Source organism: Tenacibaculum sp. 190524A05c (assembly GCF_964036595.1).
Classification (GTDB): domain Bacteria; phylum Bacteroidota; class Bacteroidia; order Flavobacteriales; family Flavobacteriaceae; genus Polaribacter; species Polaribacter platacis.
Window position 1 is genome coordinate 1,929,818 of record NZ_OZ038523.1, and the last position, 12,469, is coordinate 1,942,286.

At 32.2% G+C, this 12,469-nt stretch carries 14 protein-coding genes; 11 read left to right on the plus strand and 3 right to left on the minus strand.

Annotation, left to right across the window (positions count from 1 at the left end):
* Positions 1 to 70: 70 nt before the first annotated feature.
* The 3 genes from ABNT61_RS08435 to ABNT61_RS08445 form a co-directional block, all read right to left on the minus strand.
* Positions 71 to 598, minus strand: coding sequence for an inorganic diphosphatase (locus ABNT61_RS08435; protein WP_348712566.1), 528 nt, complete (start codon positions 596 to 598; stop codon positions 71 to 73).
* A gap of 95 nt (positions 599 to 693) precedes the next feature.
* Entirely contained in the window at positions 694 to 3,231 is a 2,538-nt protein-coding gene (locus tag ABNT61_RS08440; protein WP_348712567.1) for a DUF5686 and carboxypeptidase-like regulatory domain-containing protein, read from the minus strand.
* A gap of 81 nt (positions 3,232 to 3,312) precedes the next feature.
* Entirely contained in the window at positions 3,313 to 4,293 is a 981-nt protein-coding gene (locus ABNT61_RS08445) for a pyruvate dehydrogenase complex E1 component subunit beta (protein WP_348723679.1), read from the minus strand.
* Between the two features lie 192 nt (positions 4,294 to 4,485).
* Between ABNT61_RS08445 and ABNT61_RS08450 the strand changes: the two genes are divergently transcribed.
* From ABNT61_RS08450 to gldA, 11 genes are all read left to right on the plus strand, one after another.
* The gene (locus ABNT61_RS08450; protein WP_348745589.1) at positions 4,486 to 5,226 is read left to right on the plus strand and encodes an electron transfer flavoprotein subunit beta/FixA family protein; all 741 of its coding nucleotides are present in this window, start codon (positions 4,486 to 4,488) and stop codon (positions 5,224 to 5,226) included.
* A gap of 71 nt (positions 5,227 to 5,297) precedes the next feature.
* A complete protein-coding gene (locus tag ABNT61_RS08455; RefSeq protein WP_348745590.1) occupies positions 5,298 to 6,251 on the plus strand; it encodes an electron transfer flavoprotein subunit alpha/FixB family protein in 954 nt (317 codons plus the stop codon).
* A 149-nt stretch (positions 6,252 to 6,400) separates the two neighbouring features.
* On the plus strand, positions 6,401 to 7,006 hold the full coding sequence (locus ABNT61_RS08460; RefSeq protein ID WP_348712571.1) for a bifunctional nuclease family protein: 606 nt from the start codon (positions 6,401 to 6,403) through the stop codon (positions 7,004 to 7,006).
* A 14-nt stretch (positions 7,007 to 7,020) separates the two neighbouring features.
* A complete protein-coding gene (locus ABNT61_RS08465) occupies positions 7,021 to 8,742 on the plus strand; it encodes a nucleoside transporter C-terminal domain-containing protein (RefSeq protein WP_348745591.1) in 1,722 nt (573 codons plus the stop codon).
* 31 nt (positions 8,743 to 8,773) lie between these two features.
* Entirely contained in the window at positions 8,774 to 9,133 is a 360-nt protein-coding gene (locus ABNT61_RS08470) for a hypothetical protein (RefSeq protein ID WP_348745592.1), read from the plus strand.
* Positions 9,134 to 9,414: 281 nt separating this feature from the next.
* A complete protein-coding gene (locus ABNT61_RS08475) occupies positions 9,415 to 9,600 on the plus strand; it encodes a hypothetical protein (RefSeq protein ID WP_348712574.1) in 186 nt (61 codons plus the stop codon).
* A 34-nt stretch (positions 9,601 to 9,634) separates the two neighbouring features.
* Positions 9,635 to 9,823: a hypothetical protein gene (locus ABNT61_RS08480; protein WP_348712575.1), complete on the plus strand. Its 189-nt coding sequence runs from the start codon at positions 9,635 to 9,637 to the stop codon at positions 9,821 to 9,823.
* Positions 9,824 to 9,914: 91 nt separating this feature from the next.
* On the plus strand, positions 9,915 to 10,739 hold the full coding sequence (locus ABNT61_RS08485; protein WP_348712576.1) for a thymidylate synthase: 825 nt from the start codon (positions 9,915 to 9,917) through the stop codon (positions 10,737 to 10,739).
* Positions 10,740 to 10,822: 83 nt separating this feature from the next.
* A complete protein-coding gene (locus ABNT61_RS08490) occupies positions 10,823 to 11,005 on the plus strand; it encodes a hypothetical protein (protein WP_348723691.1) in 183 nt (60 codons plus the stop codon).
* Between the two features lie 16 nt (positions 11,006 to 11,021).
* Entirely contained in the window at positions 11,022 to 11,510 is a 489-nt protein-coding gene (locus tag ABNT61_RS08495; protein WP_348745593.1) for a dihydrofolate reductase, read from the plus strand.
* Positions 11,511 to 11,562: 52 nt separating this feature from the next.
* The gene (gene gldA, locus ABNT61_RS08500) at positions 11,563 to 12,465 is read left to right on the plus strand and encodes a gliding motility-associated ABC transporter ATP-binding subunit GldA (protein WP_348745594.1); all 903 of its coding nucleotides are present in this window, start codon (positions 11,563 to 11,565) and stop codon (positions 12,463 to 12,465) included.
* Positions 12,466 to 12,469: the final 4 nt, after the last annotated feature.

Below are 12,469 nucleotides of genomic sequence, written 5' to 3' on the forward strand. Positions count from 1 at the left end.
CAAAATCAAACTCTAAACAAAAAAAGCTCATTACTTAAGTAATGAGCTTGAATATTTCGCAATTGGAATCTTAGATTTTAAAGCTTCCTTTTTCTTGGTGTTCGCTTTCTTGGTAACGAGCGATACACTTATCTAAAATGTCATACGCTTCGTCAGCATCTCCCCAACCTCCTACATCAACTTTTTTCTCTTCTAAATCTTTATATACTTGGAAAAAGTGAGTGATTTCTTTCTTACGGTGAGGGTTTAAATCAGATAAATCGTTGTACTTATTCCAAATTGGATCTGAAACAGGAACACAAACGATTTTTTCATCTGGACCTTTTTCATCTGCCATATGGAATACACCGATTGGTTTTACTTCCATAACACACATTGGGAAAGTTGGCTCAGCTCCTAATACTAAAACATCTAAAGGATCTCCATCTAAAGCTAAAGTTTCTGGAATGAAACCATAGTCTCCTGGGTACATCATTGAAGAAAATAACATCCTATCAAAACGGATTTTCTTTAAATCAAAATCGTACTCGTATTTATTTCTACTTCCTTTAGGTATTTCTATTAATACATCAACAGTTTGTTTCTCTTTTGCTGTCATAAATTTTACTTCGTTTCAAAAATCGGTTTGCAAAACTACGGATAAATTAGAGTTTACACACAAACTTTAGCCGTTATTTTTAGGTTAAATTAAGATTAAAGTCCTGGTTTAATACCAATTCGAATTGCAAACTTTGGAGTTGGTACTGCAATACTATTTGCAGGTGCTCTATAATCACTTCTCCAAATTGCATCAACTCTTAAAAAACGAAGGTTTCCATACCCAATATTCTCAAACCCAAAACCGTATTCATAGTACACACGATTTGGTGCATTGTACTGAATATTCTGAACTCCTGCAGTATTTACAACACCATCATTTAAATCCCTGTTCCCTTGGTTAACCGTACCATAAGCCGCGCGGAATGTCAATAAACTTCTTAAATTTAATTTTCTAACTAACGGAATTCTATTTAAAATAAATCCATTAAAATGATGCTCTAAGTGTGTAGACAAATAAGTATCTGTTACAAAATCATAGAAGTTCAATAATGAAAATGTATTCGGAACTAATGAGAAAGACTGGTTCGCAGGAATTACATTCATCAATGAAACAGGAACCTGCCCAAACGTTTTACCTCCTTCAACTGTGGTGTCTAATAATCCGAATTTCCCTAATAAAATAGGTTGATTATATTTTAATTGAATTCTATCATAATCGTGAGTTCCATTTAAAACTCCTTTATACCCATGACGATAATTTAAAACAATAGATGGGAATACATTTCTTCCATATCGTTGTTCAACTCCCAAACCGTATACGAATCTTCCTGGAGTGAAGCTAATATATACATCCGAAGCAACATCAGTTACACTTGAAATAAAGTTGGTATCACCCGGATTCTCTCGATAACTTACTGAGAAGTTTTCTGGACTTGCAGAACTGATACGAGAATGTGATAAATTAAAACCTAATCTTAAATTATTATGTATCGCATAATCAAAATTAGCTGCATACTTTTCTACATTAGATAAGAAAAAGTTATTTCCTCTTGAGAATAATGCTGTAGACCCAAAAGTATTTCCTAATAATTGAGTTGTATTAAAAAGTGAGCTTCCTAATTGTTCAACATCTTTTTGATAAGCAGCACTAACAGCAATCCTAGGTTGATAAGACAATAGATACTTTGCCTCTAAACCATATTTAAACTCTTTATCTTTAAAACCGTATGCTAAATGTCCAGCTAATCTAAATCTATCATCTTTTGTTTTAAAGGTTCTAAAACCAATTCTAGTTCTTAATCCTTCTACTTCATTATTCGCTAAGGCAGTCCAGAAGGGTCCGAATTGAAGATTTAAAGCATCTATATTAATGTAACCACTAGAAATTGTATTGATAAATCCAGTTATTTTTTTGATTCTCTTTTTACTTTTAACTGAAGTGATTAATTTATACGTATCCTTATTATCTTCTTTCTCCTCTTTCTTCCAAAACTCTTCAGATTTATAATATTGATCTGGACGAATTTTTTGTGTTTCAAAATCGTAAAAGTCTTCTGGTAATGGTTTTTCTAAGACGTAATCTTCGTAATTAATGGTCTTTTTAATAGTCAGACCTTTATTAGCATCATTTTTATCTAAGAACGTAAAGTCTCCTTCATAAGCATTCCTTGTTGGAATATAAATACTATCATTTCTTACTTCAAATTCTTTTTCGAAAGTTAAACCTCTAACAAAATTTAAGTTTGCTCCTTTTACAACTTCCATACGAAGTTTCTTAATAGTAAAGTCTTTATCTGCAACCCAAAAATTTCCTTTAAACGCTAAATCTTGATCTCGAATTGGAAAGAAATAGATGTTGTAAAGCTTCTTATTATTGTTCACAACACTATCATATAATACATAATCATACGTAGCAAATCCATCTGTAGATAATGGACTAACAAAAGATTTACGTAACAGCGTAATATTATTTCTGAATACATCTATATTCTGAAAAGTCATAGACATTCTATCAAAAACAAATCCTTGTGCTCCTAATCCTTCAGCTTTTTCTGCAACAATATCTTCTCGTTTTTTATTTGAGACATTATTACCGTACACTTTAGAAATCTGTTCACTTAAGAAAATAGGAATGTAGTAGTTTATTCCGTCGCTATCATATTGAATTTCACTGATAGCTTCTTTATATTGATCTTTGAAGATACTTTTGATAAATACAGTATCTAAATTATTTAGACCAATCTCGATAGTTTTGTGCTTCTTGAATTGGTAATGATCTACCAAATCCACTCCATTTTTTCTCTTCCTCTTCCAAATTTCTTTTAAAATTCGATAAGCAGGATTTTCTTTTTTCTTTAATCTCTTTTTAGGTTTAGTAACAACAATAACTTCCTCTAAAACATCAGTACCTTCTTTAAGCACGATGTTTAGGTATTTTGTTTTTTTACTAACCTTAATAGTTTGAGTTTGGAAACCAACAAAAGAAACCTCTAAAACACCTCTGTTCTTCTTGATTCTGAAAGCGAATCTCCCTTCATCATCAGTACTTGTTCCTTGAGTAGTTCCTTTAATAATCACATTTACGAATGGTAAAGGATTATCATACTCATCTACCACCGTTCCTCTTAATGTTAATTGCGCATTTAATACTAAACTCGCAAAAAGGAGCAGCGCTGTAATTTTTAATTTCATAGGTATTTTACTTCAAAAATCCTTTTAGTTCGAAACTAAAAGGATTTTCTTACAATTATCATCTCTCTAATTATCAATATCTTACTTGATATACATTACCTCTTTTACAGCTTTTACTACATCTTTAGAATTTGGCAACCATTTTTCTAATAAAACTGGAGAATATGGTGCTGGTGTATCAGCTGTTGTAATTCTTTTGATTGGAGCATCTAAATAATCAAATGCTTCATCTTGTACTCTAAATGTAATTTCAGAAGATACACTACCAAATGGCCAAGCTTCTTCTAAGATTACTAATCTATTTGTTTTCTTAACTGATTCTAAAATGGTTTTATGATCCATTGGACGAACAGTTCTTAAATCAATAACTTCTATTGAAATTCCTTCCTCTGCTAATTCATCAGCAGCCTTATATGCTTCCTTAATAATTTTACCGAAAGAAACTACAGTTACATCAGTTCCTTCTCTTTTAATATCCGCAACACCAATTGGTAACACATACTCTCCTTCAGGAATTTCCATTTTATCTCCGTACATCTGCTCAGACTCCATGAAAATAACTGGATCATCATCTCTAATTGCTGCTTTTAACAATCCTTTTGCATCATATGGATTTGACGGAACAATTACTTTTAATCCTGGACAGTTTGCATACCAGCTTTCGAATGCTTGTGAATGCGTAGCCGCTAATTGACCTGCAGAAGCAGTTGGACCTCTAAAAACGATAGGACAATTGAACTGTCCACCACTCATTTGACGAATTTTAGCAGCATTATTAATAATCTGATCAATACCAACTAATGAGAAGTTAAACGTCATATATTCAACAATTGGTCTGTTACCATTCATTGCAGATCCTACAGCAATTCCTCCGAAACCAAGTTCAGCAATTGGTGTATCAATAACGCGTTTCGCTCCAAACTCATCTAACATTCCTTTACTTGCTTTATAAGCACCATTGTACTCAGCAACTTCTTCTCCCATTAGATAAATACTCTCATCACGACGCATTTCTTCACTCATTGCTTCGCAAATAGCCTCTCTAAATTGTACTGTTTTCATATGTGTTTTATTCTAGTAGTTGTTTATTCAATTTGCAAAAGTAAAAAAATTACTATTAACAGAATTAACAGAATGTTAAAATCAGCGATTTAAATGATATTTTTGAAGAGAAATTTATTATGCATGCATAATAAATCAAAAAAAATGCTTAAATTCGTCGCACGAAATTAAGTGTTTTTAAAACAAACCTATATGAAAATATTAGTATGTATCAGCCATGTACCTGATACCACTTCAAAAATCAATTTTACTGAGAATGACACTAAGTTTGATACTAACGGTGTTCAATTTGTAATAAATCCATACGACGAATTTAGTTTAACACGCGCAATGTGGTTCAAAGAAAAGCAAGGTGCTTCTGTAACTGTTGTTAATGTAGGAGGACCAGAAACTGAACCAACATTAAGAAAAGCTTTAGCTATTGGAGCAGATGATGCTATTCGTGTAAATACAGTGCCAACTGATGGTTTTTTAGTTGCTAAAGAATTAGCTGAAGTTGTAAAAAACGGTGGTTACGATTTAGTATTAGCTGGAAAAGAATCTGCTGATTATAATGGACAAATGGTTCCTGGTATGTTAGCTTCTTTATTAGGATTCGATTTTGTGAATGGTTGTGTAGGAATTGAGGTTGATGGAACGAATGCTACATTAGATAGAGAAATTGATGGTGGTGAAGAAAAAGTTTCTTCTAGCTTACCATTAGTTGTTGCAGGACAAAAAGGTATCGTTGAAGAGAAAGACTTAAGAATTCCAAACATGAGAGGAATTATGATGGCTCGTAAAAAGCCATTAAGCGTTGTTGAAGCTTCAGGAGCGAGTGCATCAACAACTACAACAACATTTGAAAAACCAGCACCAAAAGGTGATGTAAAATTAGTAGATAACGTTGATGATTTAATCAACTTATTACACAACGAAGCAAAAGCAATTTAAATTTAAAATCAAAACATTTTAGTGGATGCGTTTAAACACCATCCACTAAAATTCTAACAAAATTAAAGAGTATGTCTGTATTAGTTTTTGCCGATTCATCGGAAGGAAAATTTAAAAAAACAGCTTTTGAAGTTGTTTCATATGGAAAAAAAGTGGCAGAGCAATTAGGAACTAATGTTGTTACCTTAACTATAAATGGAGGAGATGCATCTGAATTATATACTTACGGTGCAGAAAAAGTTGTTGAAGTAAAAAATGACTTATCTTCTTTTAACGCTAAGGCTTACGCTGCTATTATCAAACAAGCAAGTGAAGCTCAAGGTGCGGATACTGTAATCATTGATTCTAGTGTTGACGGATTAACTGTAGCTCCATTAGTAGCTGTAGGATTAGAGGCAGGTTATGCTTCTAACGTAGTAGATTTACCAAGTAGTACTGCTCCTTTTGTTGTGAAGCGTAAAGCGTTTTCAAACAAAGGATTCAATAATACTGAAATCTCAACTGAAAAAAGAGTTATTGGTGTAGCTAAAAACTCATTTGGTGCGCACGAAAACGCAGTATCGGGTTCAGCTGAAGGTTTAGATGCTTCATTACCTGAATTAGGAGTTTCTTCTGTTTCTATTGATAAAGCTACAGGAACAGTTACAATTGCTGATGCAGATGTAGTAGTATCTGCAGGACGTGGGTTAAAAGGACCTGAAAACTGGGGAATGGTTGAAGAATTAGCTGACGTTTTAGGTGCTGCAACTGCATGTTCTAAACCAGTTTCTGATTTAGGTTGGAGACCTCATAGTGAGCACGTTGGACAAACTGGAAAGCCAGTAGCTTCTAACTTATACATTGCTATCGGAATTTCTGGAGCTATTCAGCATTTAGCTGGAGTTAATGCTTCTAAAGTAAAAGTAGTAATTAACAACGATCCTGAAGCTCCTTTCTTTAAGGCTGCTGATTACGGAATTGTTGGAGATGCTTTCGAAGTTGTACCTCAACTTATTGAAAAATTAAAAGCTTTCAAACAAGCTTAAAAAGTTAAATATATTAGCAAACCTCAAAAGAATTTCTTCTTTTGAGGTTTTTTATTCTAAAGAACTTTCCATACCCATATTTTTTATTAAATTGTGGCACGCTAAAGCAGTCTATTTTAGACCGCTTTTTTTTGCAGGAAGACAGATACATGAGCTTAGTAAGATTAACTATTAAAGGAATTTCGTACAGTCAAACACAGAGCGGTGCATATGCACTTGTTTTGAGTGAAATGGAAGGAACTCGTACTTTACCCATAATTATTGGTGCTTTTGAAGCACAATCTATAGCAATAGCTTTAGAAAAAGAAATACGCCCTCCAAGACCACTGACACACGATTTATTCAAAACATTTGCTGAACAATTTCAAATTCAACTCAAACAAATTATTATTCATAAATTAGTAGATGGAGTTTTTTTCTCTAGTTTAATTTGTGAAAGAGACGGAATTGAAGAATCAATAGATGCCAGAACTTCAGATGCTATTGCGTTAGCAGTACGTTTTCAAACTCCCATTTTCACTTATGAAAACATACTTGACAAAGCAGGTATTTATTTGAAAGCAGAAGAAAAGTTTAGCGATGAAGAAGAGGAATTAGAAAAAATTGAATTGATTCCTGACACCGAAGTATCTGAATTGGATGACTTCTCTGCCTTATCTTTAGGCGAACTAGAAACAAAACTACACGAAGCTGTTAATAATGAAGATTATGAATTAGCAGCTAAAATTAGAGACGAAATTGACAAACGCTCTTAAATTTGCGTAACAACATGAAAAAAATCTTTTCGATATTACTTGTATTTTTTTCAATAGTAATACAAGCCCAAACTATTGAAAAAAACTGGAACTTCTCTTCTATTGAAAACATCAATAAAGAAGGAATCGTAACAATAAACAAAGGAGATTACTTTAAACTAAAAGATGGAAAGTTTTCTTATTTCTTAGAAAATAAGGATAGTTTATATGCCTATGGGAATTATATTTCTCAGAATAACCTTTTAATATTCAACTACACTAAACCAAAAGATACTGTTCGCTATTACAACATTGTCGAATTGACTAATGATAAGCTTGCAATTTCTGAAGGTGACATTACATATAACTTTAAAGACACAGAAGCTTTAGTTCCTCCTGTTAAAGAAGAAACTACCCAAGCTTCGGATGCTTCTAACCAAATTATAGCAAGCCAAGGATTTACTTTTAAAAGTTTTTATCGTGGTGTAATTGGTATGATTGTTTTATTAATCATTGCCTTTTTATTCAGTTCAAACCGAAGAGGTATTGATTGGAAAACTGTAAGCTTAGGTTTAGCTTTTCAATTGATAATTGCGATTGGAGTTCTTAAAGTACCTTTTGTTCAGAAAGTTTTTGAATTTGTTGGTGCTATTTTCGTTAAAGTATTAGATTTTACTAGAGCAGGAAGTGAGTTCCTATTTAGTGGACTGGTATCTGACATGAGTTCGTTCGGATTTATTTTTGCTTTTCAAGTATTACCTACAATTATTTTCTTTTCAGCACTAACATCTTTACTTTTCTATTTAGGTGTTATTCAATGGATAGTAAAAGGATTAGCTTGGTTACTTTCTAAAGTCTTAAAAATTTCAGGTGCTGAAAGTTTATCTGTAGCAGGTAATATTTTCTTAGGACAAACGGAAGCACCTTTATTAATTAAAGCCTATTTAGAAAAAATGAACCGTTCTGAAATCCTATTAGTAATGATAGGTGGAATGGCAACCGTTGCGGGAGCTGTATTAGCTGCGTATATTGGATTTTTAGGTGGTGATGATGAAGCACTACGTTTATTATATGCTAAACACTTATTAGCAGCCTCAGTTATGGCAGCGCCAGGAGCTATTATCATTTCTAAAATTTTATATCCTCAATTGGAGGAAGTTAATACTGACGTAAAAGTATCTTCTGAGAAAATTGGATCTAATATTCTAGATGCAATTGCAAACGGTACTACTGAAGGATTAAATTTAGCCATGAATGTTGCTGCGATGTTATTAGTATTTATCGCTTTTATTGCAATGCTTAATTACGGTTTATTTCTTGTTGGAGGAATAACTGGATTAAATGAATGGATTGCTAGTAACACATCTTATGAGAGTTTTTCTCTTGAGTTTGTTTTAGGATATATTTTCGCCCCTTTAATGTGGTTAATAGGTGTTGCTAGTGAAGACACGGCATTAATGGGACAATTATTAGGAATTAAACTTGCGGCAAGCGAGTTCGTTGGATACATACAATTAGCGGAACTTAAAAATGTTGCTAATGCAACACACTTAACGTATAATAAATCCGTTATTATGGCAACCTACATGTTATGTGGGTTTGCAAACTTTGCCTCTATTGGAATTCAAATAGGTGGTATTGGATCATTAGCACCAGGACAAAGAAAAACGCTTTCTGAATTTGGAATGAAAGCCTTAATTGGTGGTACAATTGCATCATTAATGTCAGCTACAATAGCTGGTATGATTATAGGATAAGAAAAATAAAAAACACAAACCCCCCAACATTGTGGAATCAATTTTCGAGATAATATTGATCGGCTTTGCCGTTGTTATGATTTATGATATCATAGGATCATTATTATCAAGATATTTAGGTTTTGAATATGTTTGGTGGGCTTTTGGGTCTTTTATAATCTACGGTGTTTTTACTTCATATATAGATCGAAATAACGGTTTAACTTTAGCTTTAATAAGTGCTTTTTCACTCGGCGTTTTTGATGGAACTGTTGGATTATTAATTGCAGATAAACTTAAAGCTACTATTAGAGAGAAAGATCGTGAAGTAATTAAAATTAACTTCTCACTGATTATTCAGATGGGAATTATAGCAGTAATAATGGGTTTAATAGCTATTTTAGCCTTCTAAAAAGCAATAACAAACTGACTTTATAACACTTACTTTCTTTTTGTTCATTTTTTTATATATTTATATCACCCGAAATCCAAATAAAATGAACCACTTATTTACTTTTGAAAGACAACTATCTTTCCAAGCAAAACACTCAATTTTTTACTTTTTCCAATTATTCAAATTATCATCATAAAAAATTGATATTCATTTTTATTTGATTACATCACTTAAACAAACGAATATTTTTAATTAACCTCGGTGAGTCTTATTGACTCCCAAATAAATCAATTTTTATCATGAAGAAAATTTCTGAATTAACAGGATTTAAAGTTCTTTCCAAAAAAGAACAAAGTGAAATTAACGGAGCAATTTCAAGACCTTATTGTAAAGGAAATAATCAATGCTGCGTACGTGTAAGTCCAACTTTCGAATTCTGCGACTACGGATATTGTCAAGGATTTGGACAATGCATATGGGCATAACTTAAGAATTAATCAACCAAAATAAATCTTAACAATGAAAAAAATCTCAAATTTAAAAGGATTTAAAGTTCTTTCTAAAAAAGAACAAAGTGAAATTAACGGATCTGTAGTCAGCAGACCTTATTGTGGTGGACCAAGACAATGTTGTGTTAGAACTCCACAAGGTTTTGAGTTTTGTGATTACGGATATTGTATCGGTCACGGACAATGTATCTGGGCATAGTTATCGGTTGATAACTTGCTGAAAACAATTTTTAAAGCATCAACATTTTTTGTTGGTGCTTTTTTATTTTTACCCAAAATTAAGACGATATATGAAGCAGTATTTAGATTTAGTAAAACACGTTTTAGAAAACGGTAATGAAAAAGGTGATAGAACAGGAACTGGAACGAAAAGTGTTTTTGGTTATCAAATGCGTTTTGATTTAAGTGAAGGGTTTCCAATGGTAACGACGAAAAAGTTACATTTAAAATCTATCATCTATGAACTATTATGGTTTATTAAAGGAGATACTAACGTAAAATACTTACAAGAAAACGGAGTTAGAATCTGGAACGAGTGGGCAGATGAAAATGGTGATTTAGGTCCAGTTTATGGGCATCAATGGAGAAATTGGAATAGCGATGAAATTGATCAGTTAAAAGATGTTATAGAAACGCTTAAAAATAATCCAAATAGCAGAAGAATGCTAATCTCTGCATGGAATCCTAGTGTATTACCAGATACATCAAAGTCTTTTTCTGATAATGTAGCCAATGGAAAAGCGGCATTACCTCCTTGTCATGCTTTTTTCCAATTTTATGTTGCTGACGGTAAATTATCTTGTCAATTATATCAAAGAAGTGCAGACATATTTCTTGGTGTTCCATTTAATATTGCGAGTTATGCTTTGTTTACAATGATGGTTGCTCAAGTTTGTGGATATGAAGCTGGAGAATTCATTCACACTTTTGGAGATGCTCATATTTATAATAATCATATGGAGCAATTAGAATTGCAACTATCTAGAGATCCTAGACCTTTACCAACGATGAAAATTAATCCATCAATACAAAATATTGAAGATTTTGATTTCGATGATTTTGAATTGTTAAATTATGATCCACATCCACATATTAAAGGAGTGGTTGCCGTTTAAAATATTTTAACGTTCTTTTATAAAATTTAGACTTTTAATTAGTTAAAATCTGACTAAATTAGTAACCAAACAACTAGATTAAAATGATTGCAGAAATCGACACTATCAAAGAAGAGATATATGACATTGTAGCTGAAATTGATGATGAGAACGTTTTATTAGCTATCAAAACTATCATCACTAATATTCATTCGAATGCTATTGATCAGGTTACAGATAAAAGAGACTTAACAGGATACATTAAAGAATGGGTAAAGAACATGTAACCGTTCCCAAAATTTTATGATTACAATTATTGCCGCTATTGGTAAAAACAACGAATTAGGAAAGGATAACGACCTAATTTGGCATTTACCTGAAGACCTAAAAAGATTTAAAAGAGTAACTTCTGGACATCACATATTAATGGGAAGAAATACTTTTGAAAGTATTGGAAAACCATTACCTAATAGAACTACCGTAATTATTACTAGAAATAATGACTATTTTAAAGATGGTTGCTTAATTGCAGGAAGTATTGAAGAAGCGATTCAACTGGCAGAAAACGATGAGGAAATTTTCATTATAGGTGGTGCTCAAATTTACAAACAAGCTATTCAAAACCCTTCTGTTAAAAAACTAGATATGACTATTGTTCATGAAAGTTTTGATGCCGATGTATTTTTCCCAGAAATTGATTCAACTATCTGGAAAGAGGCGGCTAGAGAAGATTTTAAAGCTGACGAAAAAAATAAATACGATTATAGTTTCGTTACTTACCTTAGGAGATAAATAGAGTTTAACTAAAAATAGATCCCTGCCTTCGCAGGAATGACAATACTAAATGTCTATTCAACTTACATCAGTTACCAAAACATACGGAAAACAAAAAGCTGTAAACAATATTTCTTTTTCTGCTAAAAAAGGAGAAATTGTTGGATTTCTTGGACCAAATGGAGCAGGGAAATCAACTACAATGAAAATTCTTACAGGTTATATTCAACCAACAGAAGGATCTGTAACAGTGAATGATATTGATGTTATTTCGAATAGTTTAGAAACAAGGAAAAGTATTGGATATCTTCCTGAACACAATCCATTGTATTTGGATATGTATGTTAAGGAATATTTATTGTTTCATGCAGATGTTCATCAGATTAAAAATTATGATTTAGAAGAAATCATAAACAAAGTTGGCTTAGAAAAAGAAGCTCACAAAAAAATCAATCAGCTCTCTAAAGGATATCGCCAAAGAGTTGGTTTAGCAGCTGCTATTTTGCACAATCCTGATGTGTTAATTCTAGATGAGCCAACAACTGGTTTAGATCCTAATCAATTAGTTGAAATTCGCTCTTTAATTAAAGAATTGGGAAGGAATAAAACCGTTTTATTATCTACGCACATCATGCAAGAAGTTGAAGCTATTTGTGATCGAGTGATCATTATTAATAACGGTGAAATTGTAATTGATAAAAAACTAGCTGAATTAAAAGATAGCAATCAACAAGTCATCAAAGTAGGATTCGACTACAAAATCGAAGAACAATTCTTACAACGCTTATCTGATATCACCACAATCAAAAATAATTACGATAATTCTTGGACTTTAACTTTTGAAACCGAAGAAGACATGCGTCCTAAATTATTTGATTTTGCTCAAGAACATGGTTTAAAAATCTTAGAATTAAACTCTGAAAATAAAAATCTAGAGACCTTATTTAGGGAACTGACAAAAAAAATTGTTTAACATT

Excerpts from the sequence above, each read along its gene's own strand:
- ABNT61_RS08435 (WP_348712566.1), bottom strand. The coding sequence starts at position 598 with ATGACAGCAAAAGAGAAACAAACTGTTGATGTATTAATAGAAATACCT.
- ABNT61_RS08440 (WP_348712567.1), bottom strand. The coding sequence starts at position 3,231 with ATGAAATTAAAAATTACAGCGCTGCTCCTTTTTGCGAGTTTAGTATTA.
- ABNT61_RS08445 (WP_348723679.1), bottom strand. The coding sequence starts at position 4,293 with ATGAAAACAGTACAATTTAGAGAGGCTATTTGCGAAGCAATGAGTGAA.
- ABNT61_RS08450 (WP_348745589.1), top strand. The coding sequence starts at position 4,486 with ATGAAAATATTAGTATGTATCAGCCATGTACCTGATACCACTTCAAAA.
- ABNT61_RS08455 (WP_348745590.1), top strand. The coding sequence starts at position 5,298 with ATGTCTGTATTAGTTTTTGCCGATTCATCGGAAGGAAAATTTAAAAAA.
- ABNT61_RS08460 (WP_348712571.1), top strand. The coding sequence starts at position 6,401 with ATGAGCTTAGTAAGATTAACTATTAAAGGAATTTCGTACAGTCAAACA.
- ABNT61_RS08465 (WP_348745591.1), top strand. The coding sequence starts at position 7,021 with ATGAAAAAAATCTTTTCGATATTACTTGTATTTTTTTCAATAGTAATA.
- ABNT61_RS08475 (WP_348712574.1), top strand. The coding sequence starts at position 9,415 with ATGAAGAAAATTTCTGAATTAACAGGATTTAAAGTTCTTTCCAAAAAA.
- ABNT61_RS08480 (WP_348712575.1), top strand. The coding sequence starts at position 9,635 with ATGAAAAAAATCTCAAATTTAAAAGGATTTAAAGTTCTTTCTAAAAAA.
- ABNT61_RS08485 (WP_348712576.1), top strand. The coding sequence starts at position 9,915 with ATGAAGCAGTATTTAGATTTAGTAAAACACGTTTTAGAAAACGGTAAT.
- ABNT61_RS08490 (WP_348723691.1), top strand. The coding sequence starts at position 10,823 with ATGATTGCAGAAATCGACACTATCAAAGAAGAGATATATGACATTGTA.
- ABNT61_RS08495 (WP_348745593.1), top strand. The coding sequence starts at position 11,022 with ATGATTACAATTATTGCCGCTATTGGTAAAAACAACGAATTAGGAAAG.
- gldA (WP_348745594.1), top strand. The coding sequence starts at position 11,563 with ATGTCTATTCAACTTACATCAGTTACCAAAACATACGGAAAACAAAAA.